Source organism: Pseudomonas sp. S2_E01 (genome assembly GCF_054668365.1).
This window is the reverse complement of record NZ_CP162762.1, coordinates 5076253-5095038: the sequence shown is the minus strand read 5'-3', so window position 1 is coordinate 5095038 and position 18786 is coordinate 5076253. Positions and strand designations below refer to the sequence as shown.

Genomic DNA, 18786 nt, shown 5'->3' with positions numbered 1-18786 from the left:
GCGGCCGCGAAATTCCATGCAAGCCAACACCGGTCATCGTCATGCAAACAGCCAAGCCGTTATTTGACTATCCCAAGTACTGGGCCGAATGTTTCGGTCCAGCGCCATTCCTGCCGATGAGCAGGGAGGAGATGGATCAGCTTGGCTGGGATTCCTGCGACATCATCATCGTCACAGGTGATGCGTACGTTGACCATCCGTCATTCGGCATGGCGATCATCGGCCGGCTGCTGGAGGCCCAGGGCTTTCGCGTCGGTATCATTGCCCAACCAAACTGGCAGTCCAAAGACGACTTCATGAAGCTGGGCGAGCCGAATCTGTTTTTCGGCGTCGCGGCCGGCAACATGGACTCGATGATCAACCGCTACACAGCCGACAAGAAAATCCGCTCCGACGACGCCTACACCCCTGGTGGCATGGCGGGCAAACGTCCGGACCGTGCAAGCCTGGTTTACAGCCAGCGCTGCAAGGAAGCTTATAACCACGTGCCAATCGTCCTCGGTGGTATCGAAGCGTCCCTGCGCCGCATCGCCCACTACGACTATTGGCAGGACCGGGTGCGCAACTCGATCCTGATCGATGCCTGCGCCGACATCCTGCTCTACGGCAACGCCGAACGGGCCATTGTCGAAGTCGCTCAGCGCCTGTCCTACGGCCACAAGATCGAAGAGATCACCGACGTGCGCGGCACCGCGTTCATCCGTCGCGACACGCCCAAAGACTGGTACGAAGTCGATTCCACGCGCATCGACCGTCCGGGCAAGATCGACAAGATCATCAACCCGTACGTGAATACCCAGGACACCCAGGCCTGCGCCATCGAGCAGGAGAAGGGGCAGGTTGAAGACCCGCAGGAAGCCAAGGTCGTACAAATCCTTGCCAGTCCGAAAATGACCCGCGACAAGACCGTGATCCGCCTGCCATCCGTGGAAAAGGTGCGTAACGACGCGGTGCTGTATGCCCACGCCAACCGTGTGCTGCACCTGGAAACCAACCCGGGCAACGCCCGTGCACTGGTGCAGAAGCATGGCGAAGTCGATGTCTGGTTCAACCCGCCGCCCATTCCGATGACCACCGAAGAAATGGACTACGTGTTCGGCATGCCGTACGCACGCGTTCCCCACCCAGCGTATGGCAAGGACAAAATCCCGGCCTACGACATGATCCGTTTCTCGGTGAACATCATGCGTGGCTGCTTTGGCGGCTGCACCTTCTGCTCGATCACCGAACACGAAGGTCGGATCATTCAGAACCGTTCCGAAGAGTCGATCATTCGCGAGATCGAAGAGATCCGCGACAAGGTGCCAGGTTTTACCGGCGTCATTTCCGACCTCGGCGGCCCGACCGCGAACATGTATCGCATCGCCTGCAAGAGCCCGGAAATCGAATCCGCCTGCCGCAAGCCGTCGTGCGTGTTCCCTGGCATCTGTCCGAACCTGAACACCGATCACTCGTCGCTGATCCAGCTTTATCGCAGTGCTCGTGCCCTGCCGGGGGTGAAAAAGATCCTGATCGCATCGGGTCTGCGTTATGACCTGGCAGTCGAGTCGCCGGAGTATGTCAAGGAGCTGGTGACCCACCACGTGGGTGGTTACCTGAAGATCGCCCCGGAACATACCGAGGAAGGTCCGCTCAACCAGATGATGAAACCGGGTATCGGCACCTATGACCGGTTCAAGCGCATGTTCGAGAAGTACACCAAGGAAGCGGGCAAGGAACAGTACCTGATCCCGTACTTCATTGCGGCGCACCCCGGCACCACCGACGAAGACATGATGAACCTGGCCCTGTGGCTCAAGGGCAATGGCTTCCGTGCCGATCAGGTGCAGGCGTTCTACCCGTCACCGATGGCCAGCGCCACGGCGATGTACCACTCGGGCAAGAACCCACTGCGCAAGGTGACCTACAAGAGCGATGGCGTCACCATCGTCAAGAGCGAAGAACAGCGTCGTCTGCACAAGGCATTCTTGCGTTATCACGATCCGAAGGGCTGGCCGATGCTGCGCGAAGCGCTGACGCGAATGGGGCGCGCCGATCTGATCGGGCCGGGCAAGAACCAACTCATTCCGCTGCACCAGCCGTCGACCGACAGTTACCAGAGCGCCCGTCGCAAGAACTCGACCCCGGCCGGTAGCCACAAGGTAGCAGGTGAAAAGACCACCAGGATCCTGACCCAGCACAATGGCCTGCCACCACGTGCCAGCGATGGCGGCAATCCTTGGGACAAGCGCGAGCAGGCCAAGGCTGCCGCGTTCGCGCGCAACCAGCAGGCGGCCAAGGAGCGCAAGGACGCGGCCAAGGGCAAGGGCCCCAAGCCTGCGCGCAAGCCTGTGGTGCCGCGCTGAGGATTGTGTGAGCTGATCAAGAAACGCCAGCCTTCGGGTTGGCGTTTTTTTTGTGTGATGGCTGCTGGCCTCTTCGCGGGCAAGCCCGCTCCCACAGGGGACAGGTGTACAAGGAACAAATGTGGGAGCGGGCTTGCCCGCGAAGAGGCCGGTCCAGTCACCGATAAATTTGCGCTCGCCCTCCACGGCAACATTTATGTGCAATTGCTCCTCGCACATTTCCTGCATTGCCCGATTTTGGTGCTGTACTGCCTCCTGTAAAGGGAGAAAGCGCCAGCGCCACCGGGTGGCATAAGTCTTGCGCGCTTTCGCATACGCCCAAGGCTCGCAGGAGGCACGCCGTGTCGATTCATGTCGCATTGCACCACGTCACGCATTACCGCTACGACCGCGCCGTCGAACTCGGCCCGCAGATCGTTCGCCTGCGCCCGGCCGCCCATAGTCGTACGCGGATTTTGTCTTATGCGCTGAAAGTCTCCCCAGAGCAGCACTTCATCAACTGGCAGCAGGACCCGCAGGGCAATTACCTGGCCCGATTGGTGTTCCCGGAGAAAACCGACGAACTGCGGGTGGAAGTCGATCTGGTGGCGGAGATGGCGGTGTTCAATCCGTTCGATTTCTTCCTCGAGCCCTATGCAGAAAAGATCCCTTTTGCCTACGCCGCCGACGAGCGCAAGGAGCTGGCACCGTACCTGGAAACCCTTCCCCTGACACCGATGTTCAAGGACTATCTGGACGGCATCGACCGCACACCGTTGCCGAGCGTGGATTTCCTCGTCGCCCTCAATCAGCGCCTGAGTGAAGACATCGGCTACCTGATCCGAATGGAACCGGGGGTTCAGACTCCCGAGCACACCCTTGAGCACGCGTCGGGTTCCTGCCGTGATTCGGCCTGGCTGCTGGTACAACTGCTGCGCAATCTCGGGCTGGCGGCGCGCTTCGTCTCCGGCTACCTGATTCAACTGACTGCCGATGTGAAAAGTCTGGATGGGCCGTCGGGCACCGAGGTGGACTTCACCGACCTGCACGCCTGGTGCGAAGTCTACTTGCCCGGCGCCGGCTGGATCGGCCTGGACGCGACTTCGGGGTTGTTCGCCGGTGAAGGGCATATTCCGTTGGCCTGTAGTCCGGATCCGGGCTCTGCGGCGCCCATCAGTGGCTTGGTCGAACCCTGCGAATGTGAGTTTACGCACGAAATGTCGGTGGAGCGGATCTGGGAGGCGCCGCGTGTCACCCAGCCTTACACCGATGACCAGTGGCTCGCGATCCAGGCGCTGGGGCGGCAGATCGATGCCGACTTGCTGGCAGGCGATGTGCGCCTGACCATGGGCGGTGAGCCGACGTTCGTCTCCCTGGACGATCCAGACGGCGCGCAATGGAATACCGCTGCGCTCGGACCAGACAAACGCCGCCTGTCCGCCGAACTGTTCCAGCGCCTGCGCAAACATTACTCACCCAAGGGCCTGGTGCATTTCGGCCAGGGCAAGTGGTACCCCGGGGAGCAACTGCCACGCTGGTCGCTCAACAGCTACTGGCGGCGTGATGGCGTGCCCATCTGGCACAACAGCGCGCTGATTGCCGATGAGCAGCAAGACTACGGCGCCGATGGGGAGCTGGCGAGACGTTTCCTGGCGAGTGTCGCCGAGCGATTGAAGATTGAGACCCGTTTTGTCTTCCCCGCCTACGAGGACAATTTCTATTACCTATGGCGCGAAGGTGCCTTGCCGCAGAACGTCACCGCCGAAGACTCGCGGTTGGAGGACCCCCTGGAGCGTGCACGCCTGCGTAAGGTCTTCAGCCAGGGCCTGGATAAAGTCATCGGCCAGGTGCTGCCACTTGCCCGCACTGCCAGGGGCGACCGCTGGCAGAGTGGCCGCTGGTACCTGCGCGACGAGCATTGCCGGCTGGTGCCGGGGGACTCGCCGCTGGGCTATCGCTTGCCGCTGGCTTCGCAGCCTTGGGTCAAGGCAGCGGAGTATCCGTTCATCCATCCTCAGGATCCGAATCAGGATTTCCCGTCTCTGCCCGACACAGCGCAACTGCAAAGCCCTGACACGGCATCGGTTGCGGATGACCGGGCGCCGCTGATTGACGAGTCCGCGGCCTGGCTGACGCGCATCGCATTCTGTGCCGAGGCGCGGGAAGGGCGGTTGTACCTGTTCATGCCGCCGCTGGAGCGGGTCGAGGATTATCTGGAACTTGTCACCGCCATCGAGGCCACGGCCGAGGAACTGCATTGCCCGGTGTTACTGGAAGGTTATGAGCCGCCAAGCGATCCGCGGTTGAGCAACTTTCGCATCACCCCCGACCCTGGCGTGATCGAGGTGAACGTGCAGCCGTCCGCCACCTGGGACGAACTGGTCGAACGCACCGAGTTTCTGTACGAACAGGCTCGGCTGACCCGATTGACCAGCGAAAAATTCATGATCGATGGTCGACACACCGGCACCGGAGGCGGTAACCATTTCGTACTGGGCGGTGCGACCCCCGCCGACTCACCGTTTCTGCGCCGGCCCGATCTGCTGCGCAGCCTGATCAGCTACTGGCATAACCACCCGTCATTGTCCTATCTGTTTTCGGGTTTGTTCATCGGCCCTACGTCCCAGGCGCCCCGTGTCGATGAAGCGCGCAACGATGCGTTGTACGAGCTGGAAATCGCCTTCGCGCAAATGCCGGAGCCCGGTGAGCAATGTCCGCCATGGTTGGTGGACCGGCTGTTGCGCAACCTGCTGATCGATGTGACCGGCAACACCCACCGCGCCGAATTCTGTATCGACAAGCTCTATTCACCCGATGGCGCCACGGGACGTCTTGGACTGCTGGAGTTGCGCGCTTTCGAGATGCCGCCCCATGCGCGCATGAGCCTGGTCCAGCAGTTGCTGTTACGCGCGTTGGTTGCACGGTTCTGGCGCGAGCCCTATGCGCCGCCGAAGCTGGCCCGCTGGGGTACTGAGTTGCACGACCGCTTCCTGTTGCCGCACTTCATCGAGCAGGACTTCGCCGACGTTATTGTCGATCTCAATGCGGCGGGTTATCCACTACGGGCTGAGTGGTTTGCCGCTCATCTGGAGTTTCGTTTTCCCAAGGTAGGCGACTACGCGGTCAGCGGTATCGAACTGGAACTGCGCCAGGCACTGGAACCCTGGCATGTGCTGGGCGAGGAGGGCACCGCCGGCGGCACCGTGCGTTATGTGGATTCGTCGCTGGAACGCTTGCAGGTCAAGCTCAGTGGCCTGCCGCCACAGCGTTACGTACTGACGTGCAATGGCGTGCCGGTGCCGTTGCAACCGACCGGGCGTGTAGGCGAATTCGTCGCAGGCGTGCGTTTCCGTGCCTGGCAACCCGCCAATTGCCTGCAACCGACGATTCCCGTCCACGCGCCCTTGGTGTTCGACTTGCTCGACACCTGGATGGAGCGTTCGCTGGGTGGGTGCCAGTATCACGTGGCCCATCCGGGCGGACGCAACTACGAGAGCCTTCCGGTGAATGCCAACGAAGCAGAGAGTCGACGGTTGGCGCGTTTCTTCCGCATCGGACACCGTCCCGGAAAACTGGCGATACCCGTTTCTGAAATCAACGACGAGCTGCCGATGACACTCGATTTACGACGTTGCTGAGCCTTGCGCGACGCTCGGATTTTTCGTCTATCCGGGCGTCACAAGCGTGCGTTAGTCTGACTGTTTCCTGCTGTCTGCCGAGCTTTCCATGCCTGACCTGCTAGATCGCTACCCGCTCACTGCGGGCTCCTATCACGAACTGCTCGACGAGAGTGGCGGCGTACGTGTGCATTGGCGTCGGCTGTTCGACCAATTGCAACGCAGCACGTCCGCGCAGTTGGAGCAACGCCAGGCACTGCTGAGCCGGCAGATCCAGGAAAACGGCGTGACCTACAATGTCTATGCCGACCCCAAGGGTGCTGACCGGCCCTGGGAGTTAGACCTTTTGCCGCATGTCATCGCCGCCGATGAGTGGGAACAGCTGTCGGCGGGCATTGCCCAGCGTGCACGCTTGCTGAACGCGGTTCTGGCTGACCTTTATGGCCCGCAACGCCTGATTGCCGAGGGCCTGCTGCCTGCCGAACTGGTGTTCGGCCACAACAATTTCCTCTGGCCATGCCAGGGCATCACCCCGCCTGACGGTACTTTTTTACATCTGTATGCCGTGGATCTGGCGCGCACGCCCGATGGTCGCTGGTGGGTGACGGCGGACCGGACCCAGGCCCCCTCCGGCGCCGGTTACGCGCTGGAAAATCGCACCATCGTGTCCCGGGCCTTTCCCGAGTTGTATCGCGACATGAAGGTGCAGCATCTGGCCGGATTCTTTCGCACGCTTCAGGAAACCCTGGCCCGTCAGGCGCCCAGTGAAACGCCGTTGGTGGTGTTGCTGACGCCCGGGCGTTTCAACGAAAGCTATTTCGAACATTTGTATCTGGCGCGGCAGCTGGGCTACCCCTTGGTGGAGGGCGGCGACCTCACGGTGCGCGACGCCACGGTTTACCTGAAAACATTGAGCGGCCTGCGTCGAGTCCACGCAATCATGCGTCGGCTCGACGACGATTTCTGCGACCCGCTGGAGCTGCGCACCGATTCGGCCCTCGGGGTACCGGGGCTGCTGGACGCCGTGCGGCAGGGCCGGGTGCTGATGGCCAATGCGCTGGGCAGCGGGGTGCTGGAGTCGCCGGGGCTGCTGGGTTTTTTGCCGAGGATCAACCAATTCCTGTTTGGCGAAGAACTGATCCTGCCCTCCATCGCCACCTGGTGGTGTGGCGAGGCGCCGGTGCTGGCCCAGGCGCTGGAAAAGCTGCCGCAATTGCTGATCCGTCCCGCGTTCCCCTCCCAGAGCTTTACCCCGGTATTGGGGCGAGACCTGAGCGAAGCGCAGCGTCGGACACTCGCCGAGCGCATGCAGGCGCGACCCTACGCCTACGTGGCGCAGGAACTGGCGCAGTTGTCCCAGGCGCCGGTCTGGCAGGCCGAGGGCGGCCAATTGCAGCCACGGGCCATCGGCATGCGCATGTATGCGGTGGCCAGTGGCGAGGGTTATCGGGTGCTGCCCGGCGGATTGACCCGAGTGGCCGCCGAGGCGGACGCCGAAGTGGTGTCGATGCAACGCGGTGGTGCGAGCAAGGACACCTGGGTGCTGAGCGATCGCCCGCCGAGCGGCGAGCAGTGGAAAGCCCAGCGAAATATCGGCGTGCACGATCTGGTGCGGCGCGATCCGTACCTGCCATCGCGGGTCGTGGAAAACCTGTTCTGGTTCGGTCGTTACTGCGAACGCTGCGATGACAGTGCGCGCTTGCTGCGCATCATGCTGGCACGCTACGTCGATGGCGACGACCCGCAAGCCCTGCAAGCTGCCGTCGATTTGGGCGAGCGACTGATGCTGTTGCCCGATGAAGGCTCCTTGCCCGAGCGATTGCTGGCGGCATTGCTCGGCGATGACTGGCCGTTCAGCCTGCGATCCAACCTGCAACGATTGCAGTGGGCGGCGTCGCAGGTGCGCGGCAAGCTTTCCCGGGAAAACTGGCAGGCGCTGGTGGAGTTGCAGCGCGAAGCGATGGAGCTGGAAACCGCTGATCCGGACTTCGGCGAGTTGTTGGATTTTCTCAACCGTTTGGTGATGTCGCTGGCAGCGTTGTCCGGTTTCGCCCTCGACGATATGACCCGCGATGAAGGCTGGCGCTTCCTGATGATCGGGCGACGGATCGAGCGCCTGCAATTTCTCAGCGCCAGTCTGGCGGCGTTCCTGCGCGGTAGTGGGGCGTTCGATCAGGCGGGCCTTGAGTGGCTGCTGGAACTGGGCAACAGCAGCATCACCTACCGCTCGCGTTATCTGGCGGTGGCGCAGTTGATCCCGGTGCTGGACCTGTTACTGCTCGACGAGCAGAACCCTCACGCGGTGTTGTTCCAGCTGAAGTTGGTGACCCGCACGCTGAAACGCTTGAATGACGATTTCGGCGCCCCACGCGAGTCGGGGCTACCGCTTCTGGTGGAGCATTTGGCCCGCTTCGACCTGGGTTGTCTCGAGTATTCGCTGTTTGGCGATGCCAGTGTTCGTGCAGCAATCGATGGGCTGGCCGACCTGCTGCAAGCAATCGCTGACGCCAGCGGGCAGGTGTCGGATCGCCTGGCGTTGCGTCACTTCGCCCACGTTGATGATGTCAGCCAGCGCACGGTGTCCGTCTGATGAACGCCCGTTACCAGATTTTCCACGACACGCATTATCACTACGACAGTCCGGTGTCGCTGGCCCAGCAACTGGCGCACCTGTGGCCTCGCACCTGTGTCTGGCAGCGCTGCACGGATCAGCAGTTGCAGATCAGTCCCGAGCCGACCTCGCGCCGGGACGAACTGGACGTGTTCGGCAATCCGCTGACACGCCTGGCCTTCGAACGGCCTCACGATGAATTGCAGGTCAATGCGCGACTGTGTGTTGAAGTGCTGGCGCGGCCTGTTCTGGATTTCACCCGGTCGCCGGCCTGGGAAGACACGCGTAATGCCTTGACCTACAGCGGTCAGCCACTTTCATCAGAGATGCTTGAAGCGTGTCGGTATCGCTTTGAATCGCCCTATGTGCACCTCAAACGCAATTTCGTCGACTTTTCGCAAAGCTGTTTCCCTGCGCAAAGACCGCTGTTACTGGGTGTGCGGGCGTTGATGGAGAAAATATTCCGCGAATTCACTTTCGACGCCGAAGCCACGCAGGTGGCGACGCCGCTGGTGGAAGTGCTGGAGCGTCGACGGGGAGTGTGTCAGGACTTCGCCCACTTGATGCTCGCGTGTGTGCGCTCGCGAGGGTTGGCGGCGCGCTACGTCAGCGGCTACCTGTTGACCCAGCCACCCCCGGGCCAACCACGCCTGATCGGTGCCGATGCCTCCCATGCCTGGGTGTCGGTGTATTGCCCGGTACTGGGCTGGGTGGATTTCGACCCGACCAACAATGTCCAACCGGCGCTGGAACACATCACCCTGGCCTGGGGCCGGGACTTCTCCGATGTTTCGCCATTGCGCGGGGTGATCCTGGGTGGCGGCAATCATGACCCGGAGGTGCGGGTTACCGTGATGCCGCAGGATTGAATGCCCCGCCCTTGTAGGAGCAAGCATGCTCGCGATGGAGGCTCAGGCGGCGATGGCGTCCTGACACCCCGCGTCATCGTTGACGACCATCGCGAGCATGCTCGCTCCTACAGAAGGTTAGGATCAACCTGGTGTCTGCTCCGTCCACTTCGGCGCAATGGTCGGCTGCCAGGCGTCCAGGGCGTCGATCAGCGTTTGTGGCGATTCGCTCACTTGCAGCATGTCGCGGTGTGCCCCGCGAACGAAGCCTTCGCCGACGATGTGATCGAGAAACCCGGTCAGCTTGCTGTAGAAGCCGTTCACCTCAAGCAATCCCAACGGTTTGCCGTGATAGCCGAGTTGGCCCCAGGTCCAGACTTCGAACAGTTCTTCCAGGGTGCCCAGGCCCCCTGGCAGCGCGATGAATGCGTCGCTGAGCTCGGCCATCCGCGCCTTGCGCGCGTGCATGCCGTCGACGACTTCCAGGCGAGTCAGTCCGCTGTGGCCGATTTCCTTGTCTTTGAGGCTCTGCGGAATGATGCCGATGACTTCACCGCCTGCCGCCAGTGCGGCGTCGGCGACAATGCCCATCAGCCCCACGGCGCCGCCTCCATAGACCAGGGTCAACTTGCGTTCGGCCAGCGCGCGGCCAAGCGCTACGGCTGCCTCGCGATAAGCTGGGTTGGTGCCGGTGCTGGCACCGCAAAATACACAAACGGATGTTAAAGACATGCCTTACTCCATGCTCAGGATGGGCACAGAGTAAAGGCAGCGTCGCTGCGTTCCAAGGTCTAGACTTCGCGCCGGGACGTTTCACAGGTACCACTGGCGCCGCAGGCGTAAGCGGCGAGCAAGCTGCACAAAAAACTGTTGATGGACATGACAGGCACTCCGGTTGAAGGTCGATGGCCTAATGATAGGGTCGCCCCGGACGTCTGACTGGTAGATTGTCTCGATAGGGGTCATAGCCCGAAAGTTGTATACAAGTTATGACGTAGGTCATAGGAACTTGCCGGATTTTCAGGCAGTCTTCTGTCCATTAGAAATTTCGTTAACCATGCCTTGGAGATTCACCATGTTTGCCAAACTTGTTGCGGTATCCCTGTTGACGCTGGCCAGCAGCCAATTGATGGCTGCCGAGTGCAAGACCACCATCGACTCCACTGACCAAATGTCCTTCAGCACCAAGGCCATTGAAATCGATAAAAGCTGCAAGACCTTCACCGTGGAACTGACCCACTCCGGCAGCTTGCCGAAGAACGTAATGGGCCATAACTGGGTGCTGAGCAAGGAAGCCGACATGCAGCCGATCGCCACCGACGGCCTGGGTGCCGGCATCGACAAGAACTACATCAAAGAGGGTGACGCCCGCGTCATCGCCCACACCAAAATCATTGGTGCCAAGGAAACCGACTCGGTGACCTTCGACGTATCGAAACTCGATGCTGCCGAGAAATACGGCTTCTTCTGCTCGTTCCCAGGCCACATCTCGATGATGAAAGGCACTGTGACCCTGAAGTAAATCCGCGTCATCGTCGCCTGTTCTGGTCAATGAAAAAGCCCGCTGAATCAGCGGGCTTTTTCATTCATTCACGCCTCAAGGCGCAAACGGCATCACCCGCTTGTGATGCGTCTTGTTGTACGTATCGCAAATAATCCTGAACGCTTCATCCCGCACCGGCTCACCGTGCAGGAACGCGTCGATTTCGGCATAGGTCACGCCATGGGAGGCTTCGTCCGGCTTGCCCGGTGCGAGGTCTTCAAGGTCCGCCGTCGGGACTTTCTCAACCAGCGACTCCGGCGCACCAAAGCTGCGGGCGATGGCTCGTACCTGGTTTTTCACCAGGCCGCTCAACGGTGCAAGGTCGCAGGCGCCGTCACCGAACTTGGTGAAGAAACCCATCACCGCTTCGGCTGCATGGTCGGTGCCGATCACCAGGCCCTGCGTGGCGCCGGCGATGGTGTACTGGGCGATCATGCGCATCCGTGCCTTGGTGTTACCCAGGACGAAGTCCACCGAAGCCGCCGGCTTGCCTTCGAAAGCTTTCACTTCGGACGCCAACGCCTTGACCGCCGGGCCGATGTCCACGGTGTGACGTTCGTCTGGCTGGATGGCTTCCAGCGACGCCTGGGCATCGTGCTCATCGAACTGCTTGCCGTAAGGCAGGCGCACGGCGATGAACTTGTAACGCTCATCGCCCGTGCGCTCGCGCAGCTCACGTATGGCGCGCTGGGCCATCAGGCCGGCGGTCAGCGAATCGACGCCGCCGCTGATGCCGAGCACCAGGGTCTTGAGCCCGGAATTGACCAGGCAGTCCTGGATGAACGTGATACGCCGCACGACCTCTGCCTCGAGGGCAGCCTTGTCGGCGAATGGCGGTTGAACCTTGAGCTGCTCAGCAATCTCACGCTGTACGGCTTGCATGAATTCACTCCTTGCTTGGTGTGCTGGAAGGGTCGGCAGGTACTTTGAATACGTGTCGCAAGTAGGCGACGAAATTAGGGTCTTTGCAGTGAGTCTTGCCGGGCTCGTCGGAGATCTTCGCCACCGGCTGGCCGTTACAGGCGGCCATTTTAAGCACGATGCTCATCGGTTCAACACCCGGAATATCGCACGTCAGATGGGTGCCGATGCCAAAGCTGACATTGATCCGACCACGCAGGGCACGGAATATCTCTAGCGATTTGGGCAGCGTCAGACTGTCGGAGAACGTCAGCGTCTTGCTCATGGGGTCGATGCCGAGCTTCTGGTAGTGCGCGATCGCCTTTTCTGCCCAGATGACCGGGTCGCCGGAGTCATGACGCAAACCGTCGAAGAGCTTGGCGAAGTACAGGTCGAAATCGTTGAGGAAGGCGTCCATCGTGATGCAATCGGTCAGGGCAATCCCCAGCAGGCCACGGTATTCACGAACCCAGCAATCGAGGGCGGCACTCTGGCTGTCGATCAGGCGCGGGCCTAGCTGCTGGTGCGCCATGATCCATTCGTGGGCCATGGTGCCTAACGGTTTCATGTCCAGCTCCCGGGACAGATGCACGTTACTGGTGCCGACAAACCGACCAGGAAAATCGTGCTTGAGCACATTCACGACTTCTTCCTGCACACGGTAGGAAAAACGCCGGCGGGTGCCGAAATCGGCGACTTGCAACTCAGACAGTTCGTCGCTGCTGGCGTTGACGGTCAGCCAGTCGAACTTGCGATATAGCTGCTCGCGGGCCTGCTCCAGCTTGATATCCCGGTAGCGATAGCGGTTGCGCACTTCGCTGACGATGGACAACAGCGGCACTTCAAACAGAATCACATGCAACCAAGGCCCACGCAGGCGGATGAACAACTCACCGTTCTCTATGCCGGTATGAACGTAGCGCAAGTTGAAGCGGAACAAGCCAAGAAAACGCAGGAAGTCCGGTTTCATGAAGCTGATGCGCTCCATGAAGCCCAACTGATCGGCGCTCAGGCTCAGCTCGGCCAGGCGCTCGATCTGAAAGCGGATCTCCGCCAGGTAAGGGCGTAAATCTTCGCTGTTGCGGCAACGAAACTCCCATTCGACTTCCACGTTCGGGTAGTTATGCAGCACCGCCTGCATCATCGTCAGCTTGTAGAAGTCGGTGTCGAGCAGGTTCTGCACGATGCGGTCGGCAAATACGCTCTCGCTCATAACGGGGGTTCTCCACTTTGAATGGCGATAGTGGCGCATATCGGTGCCGCTCATGACCAGCGATTTTTTAGTGGATTCGATCCACTGTAGGAGCGGGCTTGCCCGCGATAGCGGTACATCAGTCGACATTCAGGGTGACTGGCACAGCGCATTCGCGAGCAAGTCGAATCGTCGCACCGCCGCTCCCATCAAAAGCAATGTCGCGTTAATTCGGGGTGTCGATCTGCTCCAGCATCCACTGCACGAAATCCCGCACCTTGGGCACTTCCGCCGAGTGTTCCGGGTAGGCCAGGTAGTAGGCGTCGGCGCTGGGCATCGCATGTTGCCAGGGGATGACCAGCTTGCCGTCGGCCAGTTCCTCTTCCACCAGAAACCGGGGCAACAGCGCTACGCCGCAGCCCACCTGAGCGGCGCGGATGCACATGTAGAAGGTTTCGAAACGCGGGCCGTGGTAACTGTGTTCGGTGTGGTAGCCCTGGCTGTCGAACCAGTCGTGCCAAGCCTGGGGGCGGGATGCATTTTGCAGCAGGACCAGGTCTGTGAGTTGCGTCGGATCAGTAAAGGGTTTCGCCGGCAGGCTGGCCGGCGAGCAAACGGGCACCAGTTCTTCGCCGAACAGCTTCAGGCATTCGCTGCGGGGGCGGGAGCCCTGGCCGAAGTAGAACGCCAGGTCGCTGCGACCTTGCAGCAGGTCGTCGGCTTCCTGTTCGCTGCACAGGTCCAGGTGGATCGACGGATGACGCAGGCGCCAGCCTTTCAGGCGCGGCACCAGCCAGCGGGCGCCGAAGGTCGGCGGGGTGGAGACGCGCAGTACCTCGGTCTCACCGCCGTAGGAACGCAGGTAATGCGTCGACATTTCGACCTGAGTGAGGATTTTTCGGACTTCCACCAGGTACAAGTCGCCGGCCGGAGTCATCTGCAGGCGACGGCGCACGCGACGGAACAAAAGGTGTTGCAGCAATTCTTCCAGTTGCGCGACCTGTTTGCTCACCGCGCTCTGGGTCAGGTTCAGCTCTTCGGCTGCCCGTGTGAAGCTCAAATGCCGGGTCACGGCCTCGAAACACTGCAGGGCGGTGATCGACGGCAAGTAACGTTTATTCAGCATGTGGGGTGTCCTTTTTCCGGATTCTTTCTGGCCAGCAATTCGCAGCATGAATAAACGGAATGATATCTCTCTTAAAGGTCGTTTGTTGGGTAACCTGCGGCAGGCTAAAACTACAGGTCTGATCAGTCGGCGTAATCGGCTGGACGTTTTCTGTTTTTTGCTTGAGGAGTGACCCATGGTTGCCGCATTGCTTGATCGTCTTGGTGTAAACCCGGCCCTGTACCAGAACGGCAAAGTGCCGGTGCATTCGCCGATCGATGGCAGCCGGATCGGTGCCGTGAACTGGGAAGGTGCCGCCGAAGTCGAGCAGCACATCAGTCGTGCAGATCATGCGTTCGAGTTGTGGCGCAAGGTGCCGGCCCCGCGCCGTGGCGAACTGGTGCGTCAATTCGGCGAAGTCTTGCGTGAATACAAGGCCGACCTCGGTGAGCTGGTCTCCTGGGAAGCCGGCAAGATCACCCAGGAAGGTTTGGGTGAAGTCCAGGAAATGATCGACATCTGCGACTTCGCCGTCGGGCTGTCCCGCCAGTTGTACGGTTTGACCATCGCGTCCGAACGTCCTGGCCACCACATGCGTGAAACCTGGCATCCGCTGGGCGTCGTCGGCGTGATCAGCGCGTTCAACTTCCCGGTCGCGGTCTGGGCCTGGAACACCACGCTGGCGCTGGTCTGCGGCAACCCGGTGATCTGGAAGCCGTCGGAGAAAACCCCGCTCACCGCTTTGGCTTGCCAGGCGCTGTTCGAGCGCGTGCTGAAAAATTTCAGCGATGCCCCGCCACACCTCAGCCAGGTTGTCATCGGTGGCCGCGATGCCGGCGAAGCGCTGGTCGATGATCCGCGCGTCGCGCTGGTCAGCGCCACCGGCAGCACCCGCATGGGCCGTGAAGTGGCGCCTAAAATTGCCGCTCGCTTTGCCCGCAGCATTCTTGAATTGGGCGGCAACAATGCGATGATCCTCGGCCCAAGCGCTGACCTGGACATGGCCGTACGCGCCATCCTGTTCAGCGCCGTTGGTACCGCTGGCCAGCGTTGCACCACCCTGCGTCGCCTGATTGCCCATGAATCGGTCAAGGAAGAAATCGTCACCCGCCTCAAAGCCGCCTATGCCAAGGTGCGCATCGGCCATCCGCTGGAAGGCAACCTGATCGGTCCGCTGATTGACAAGCAGAGCTTTGACAACATGCAGGATGCGCTGGAACAGGCCCTGAGCGAGGGCGGTCGGGTATTCGGTGGCAAGCGCCAACTGGAAGATAAATTCCCGAACGCCTATTACGTGGAGCCGGCCATCGTCGAAATGCCGGAGCAGAGCGACGTGGTCCGCCACGAAACCTTCGCCCCGATCCTCTACGTGATCGGCTATAACGATTTTGAAGAGGCGCTGCGTCTGAACAATTCGGTGCCACAAGGCCTGTCCTCGTGCGTGTTCACCACGGACGTGCGTGAAGCCGAGAAATTCATGTCGGCAGTCGGCAGCGACTGCGGCATCGCCAACGTCAACATCGGCCCGAGCGGCGCGGAAATCGGCGGTGCATTCGGTGGCGAAAAAGAAACCGGCGGTGGCCGCGAATCCGGCTCCGACGCCTGGCGCGCCTACATGCGCCGCCAGACCAACACCGTGAACTATTCGCTCGAGCTGCCGTTGGCGCAGGGCATTACGTTTGATTGAGCAGCTTTGAGCTACGAGCTACAAGCTGCAAGCCAATTTGCTTGTAGCTTTTAGCTTGCCGCTTGCAGCTGCTCCGCCAGGAGCCAACATGCCGTTACGCGAAGAATGTCTGTGGGAAAAACTGACGCCGCAAAGGCCCGACCATGCGGCGCTCAAGGGCGAAGTAACGGTTGATGTGTGTGTCATCGGCGCCGGTTTCACCGGTTTGTCGGCGGCGGTGCATTTGCTGGAACAAGGCAAGACCGTCTGTGTGCTCGAAGCCCACCGTACCGGTCATGGCGGTTCGGGACGCAATGTCGGGCTGGTCAATGCCGGCATGTGGATCCCGCCGGATGACATCGAAGCCGGGTTTGGCGAAGCGGTCGGCAGTCAGCTCAATCGCATGCTGGGCGCGGCGCCGGCGCTGGTGTTCAGTCTGGTGGACAAATACAACATCGATTGCCAGTTGCGCCGCGAAGGCACGCTGCACATGGCGCACAACGCGCGTGGCGAGGCGGACCTGCGCAGTCGTGAACAACAATGGAAACGCCGTGGCGCGCCCATCGAACTGTTGACCGGTTCGGCCTGCGAGCAAGCCACGGGCACCAAAAAGATCGCCGCAGCGCTGCTCGATCGGCGCGCGGGTACGATTAACCCGATGGCCTACGCCACCGGGCTGGCCAATGCCGCCGTAAAGCTGGGTGGCCAACTTTTCGATCACTCACCCGTCACGCGCCTGGAGCGCCAAGGCCAGCGCTGGTCGGTGCAGACCGAGCAGGGGGCGGTGCTGGCTGAACAGGTGGTCATCGCCTCCAACGCTTACACCGAAGGCGACTGGACCGAGTTGCGACGCAATTTTTTCCCCGGTTATTACTATCAGGTGGCTTCCGTGCCGCTAAGCGGCGAGGCGGCGGACCGCATTCTTCCCGGCGGTCAGGGATCCTGGGACACCCGTCAGGTACTCAGCAGCGTGCGTCGGGACAAAGAAGGTCGACTATTGCTCGGCAGCCTGGGCAACGGTAATCAGAAACCGACGTGGTTTCTCAAAGCCTGGGCCGATCGGGTGCAGCAGCATTACTTCCCGTATCTCAAATCGGTGGAGTGGGAGTGCACCTGGACCGGGCGCATCGCGTTTACCCCCGATCACCTGATGCGCCTGTTCGAGCCGGCCCCGGGGCTGGTGGCCGTCACCGGTTACAACGGGCGCGGTGTGACCACGGGCACGGTGGTCGGTAAGGCGTTTGCGGACTATCTGTGTAACGGAAATCCTCAGGCCCTGCCGATTCCATTCGCACCCATGCAGCCGGTAGCCGGGGTGGGGCTGCGCAGTTGTCTGTACGAAGCCGGCTTTTCGCTGTATCACGCGGGCCAGTGCCTGCGCATCGTGATCTGATTGAAGAAATTTGTTGCCCGAAGCGGCGCTTTTCGGTGTTGCGACTAGCCTGTAATGGTGCGGGTTGTAGCAGTCCCCGCACCAGCAGTGTGCAGTTCGGTGACGCGGGTTGTTACAGGCTGGTTGCACGCCGTTTGGTGTCGCGGTTGCAATGATGGCGCAGGCAGGTTGCGCCTTAAAAAATAATTGGTTTTACCTTCCGCGGTTTAGACGGTTGCACGCCCAATGAAAATGGGACCGAAACAGTCATAAAAACAATAACGCAGCGACTTTTTTCAGAATAAAAAACCGATGGCACGGCCCTTGCTCTGAGCATTCAGTGAAGTTGCAGTGCCAAATCAAAAAAAACCTTGGAGCACCACCTCATGTCCCAGACGTTTTACAAGAAAGGCTTTCTGGCCCTCGCAGTGGCTACTGCGTTGGGCGTTTCTGCGTTTGCTCAGGCTGACATCAAGATCGGCGTAGCGGGTCCAATGACGGGCGCCAACGCGGCATTTGGCGAACAGTACATGAAGGGTGCACAAGCGGCGGCCGATGCGGTCAATGCTGCAGGCGGCGTGAACGGGGAAAAAATCGTACTGGTCAAGGGCGATGACGCCTGCGAACCGAAACAGGCTGTGACGGTCGCCAAGGACCTGACCAACCAGAAAGTCGCAGGTGTGGTTGGCCACTTCTGCTCCTCGTCGACCATCCCGGCCTCCGAGATCTACGACGAAGCGGGCATCATCGCCATCACCCCGGGCTCCACCAACCCGCAGGTGACCGAGCGCGGCCTCAGCGCCATGTTCCGTATGTGCGGGCGTGACGACCAGCAAGGTATCGTCGCCGGCGACTACATCGTCGACGTGCTCAAGGGCAAGAAAGTCGTCGTGCTGCACGACAAGGACACCTACGGCCAAGGCCTGGCAGATGCCACCAAGGCACAGCTGGAAAAACGTGGCGTGAAGCCGGTGCTGTACGAAGGCCTGACCCGTGGTGAGAAAGATTTCAGCGCCGTGGTCACCAAAATCCGTGCCGCCGGTGCCGACGTGGTCTACTTCGGTGGCCTGCACCCGGAAGCCGGTCCACTGGTCAAGCAACTGCGTACCGAAGGCCTGAAAGACGTGAAGTTCATGTCTGACGACGGCATCGTGACCGACGAATTGGTGACCACCGCCGGCGGCCCGCAATACGTGGACGGCGTGCTGATGACCTTCGGTGCCGACCCTCGCCTGCTGCCAGACAGCAAGACGGTGGTAGACGCCTTCCGCAAAGCCGGCACCGAGCCAGAAGGCTACACCCTGTACGCCTACGCCTCGGTCCAGACCCTGGCTGCAGCCTTCAACGGCGCCAAGTCCAACAAGGGCGAGGACGCGGCTGCATGGCTGAAGAAAAACCCGGTCAAGACCGTCATGGGCGAAAAAGCCTGGGACAGCAAGGGTGACCTGAAAGTGTCCGACTACGTGGTTTACCAGTGGGACAAGGACGGCAAATACCACCAGCTGGAAAAACAGAAGTGACATGACTGCCCGGCGCCCCGTGCGCCGGGCAATCCTTGAACATGTCCGTGCAGTACCTGACTTTTCTTGTAGAGCTGCACACAACCGC

General features: G+C 60.8%; 12 protein-coding genes. 8 read left to right on the top strand and 4 right to left on the bottom strand.

Features of this window, described 5'->3' with window-relative positions:
• Positions 1-41: 41 nt before the first annotated feature.
• From AB4O36_RS23545 to AB4O36_RS23530, 4 genes are all read left to right on the top strand, one after another.
• Positions 42-2345, top strand: coding sequence for a YgiQ family radical SAM protein (locus tag AB4O36_RS23545; protein WP_460118572.1), 2304 nt, complete (start codon positions 42-44; stop codon positions 2343-2345).
• A gap of 341 nt (positions 2346-2686) precedes the next feature.
• Positions 2687-5962 carry a transglutaminase family protein gene (locus AB4O36_RS23540; protein WP_460118571.1) on the top strand — a complete coding sequence of 1092 codons (3276 nt, stop codon included), beginning with the start codon at positions 2687-2689 and terminating at the stop codon, positions 5960-5962.
• A gap of 88 nt (positions 5963-6050) precedes the next feature.
• On the top strand, positions 6051-8531 hold the full coding sequence (locus AB4O36_RS23535) for a circularly permuted type 2 ATP-grasp protein (protein ID WP_460118569.1): 2481 nt from the start codon (positions 6051-6053) through the stop codon (positions 8529-8531).
• Complete coding sequence (locus AB4O36_RS23530; protein ID WP_460118567.1) at positions 8531-9421, top strand: transglutaminase family protein; 891 nt, start codon at positions 8531-8533, stop codon at positions 9419-9421. Before AB4O36_RS23535 ends, AB4O36_RS23530 begins: the two co-directional genes overlap by 1 nt.
• Positions 9422-9544: 123 nt before the next feature.
• On the opposite strand, the gene AB4O36_RS23525 is transcribed toward AB4O36_RS23530, so the two are convergent.
• On the bottom strand, positions 9545-10132 hold the full coding sequence (locus AB4O36_RS23525; RefSeq protein ID WP_460118565.1) for an LOG family protein: 588 nt from the start codon (positions 10130-10132) through the stop codon (positions 9545-9547).
• A 343-nt stretch (positions 10133-10475) separates the two neighbouring features.
• Between AB4O36_RS23525 and azu the strand changes: the two genes are divergently transcribed.
• Complete coding sequence (gene azu / locus AB4O36_RS23520) at positions 10476-10922, top strand: azurin (RefSeq protein WP_460118563.1); 447 nt, start codon at positions 10476-10478, stop codon at positions 10920-10922.
• Between the two features lie 75 nt (positions 10923-10997).
• Here azu and nadE read toward each other — a convergent pair whose 3' ends face one another.
• From nadE to AB4O36_RS23505, 3 genes are all read right to left on the bottom strand, one after another.
• Entirely contained in the window at positions 10998-11825 is an 828-nt protein-coding gene (nadE, locus tag AB4O36_RS23515; RefSeq protein WP_460118561.1) for an ammonia-dependent NAD(+) synthetase, read from the bottom strand.
• 4 nt (positions 11826-11829) lie between these two features.
• Entirely contained in the window at positions 11830-13056 is a 1227-nt protein-coding gene (gene pncB, locus AB4O36_RS23510) for a nicotinate phosphoribosyltransferase (RefSeq protein WP_460118559.1), read from the bottom strand.
• Between the two features lie 205 nt (positions 13057-13261).
• Positions 13262-14161, bottom strand: coding sequence for a LysR family transcriptional regulator (locus AB4O36_RS23505; RefSeq protein WP_460118557.1), 900 nt, complete (start codon positions 14159-14161; stop codon positions 13262-13264).
• Between the two features lie 175 nt (positions 14162-14336).
• Here AB4O36_RS23505 and amaB point away from each other — a divergent pair, with 175 nt between their 5' ends.
• From amaB to AB4O36_RS23490, 3 genes are all read left to right on the top strand, one after another.
• On the top strand, positions 14337-15827 hold the full coding sequence (gene amaB, locus AB4O36_RS23500; RefSeq protein WP_460118555.1) for an L-piperidine-6-carboxylate dehydrogenase: 1491 nt from the start codon (positions 14337-14339) through the stop codon (positions 15825-15827).
• Positions 15828-15915: 88 nt separating this feature from the next.
• Positions 15916-17199 carry an L-pipecolate oxidase gene (gene amaA, locus AB4O36_RS23495; RefSeq protein WP_460118553.1) on the top strand — a complete coding sequence of 428 codons (1284 nt, stop codon included), beginning with the start codon at positions 15916-15918 and terminating at the stop codon, positions 17197-17199.
• 365 nt (positions 17200-17564) lie between these two features.
• The gene (locus AB4O36_RS23490; protein WP_460118551.1) at positions 17565-18698 is read left to right on the top strand and encodes an ABC transporter substrate-binding protein; all 1134 of its coding nucleotides are present in this window, start codon (positions 17565-17567) and stop codon (positions 18696-18698) included.
• The last annotated feature ends 88 nt before the right edge of the window (positions 18699-18786 follow it).

Coding starts and splice junctions, on each gene's coding strand:
- AB4O36_RS23545 (WP_460118572.1), top strand. CDS start 42: ATGCAAACAGCCAAGCCGTTATTTGACTATCCCAAGTACTGGGCCGAA.
- AB4O36_RS23535 (WP_460118569.1), top strand. CDS start 6,051: ATGCCTGACCTGCTAGATCGCTACCCGCTCACTGCGGGCTCCTATCAC.
- AB4O36_RS23530 (WP_460118567.1), top strand. CDS start 8,531: ATGAACGCCCGTTACCAGATTTTCCACGACACGCATTATCACTACGAC.
- AB4O36_RS23525 (WP_460118565.1), bottom strand. CDS start 10,132: ATGTCTTTAACATCCGTTTGTGTATTTTGCGGTGCCAGCACCGGCACC.
- azu (WP_460118563.1), top strand. CDS start 10,476: ATGTTTGCCAAACTTGTTGCGGTATCCCTGTTGACGCTGGCCAGCAGC.
- nadE (WP_460118561.1), bottom strand. CDS start 11,825: ATGCAAGCCGTACAGCGTGAGATTGCTGAGCAGCTCAAGGTTCAACCG.
- pncB (WP_460118559.1), bottom strand. CDS start 13,056: ATGAGCGAGAGCGTATTTGCCGACCGCATCGTGCAGAACCTGCTCGAC.
- AB4O36_RS23505 (WP_460118557.1), bottom strand. CDS start 14,161: ATGCTGAATAAACGTTACTTGCCGTCGATCACCGCCCTGCAGTGTTTC.
- amaB (WP_460118555.1), top strand. CDS start 14,337: ATGGTTGCCGCATTGCTTGATCGTCTTGGTGTAAACCCGGCCCTGTAC.
- amaA (WP_460118553.1), top strand. CDS start 15,916: ATGCCGTTACGCGAAGAATGTCTGTGGGAAAAACTGACGCCGCAAAGG.
- AB4O36_RS23490 (WP_460118551.1), top strand. CDS start 17,565: ATGTCCCAGACGTTTTACAAGAAAGGCTTTCTGGCCCTCGCAGTGGCT.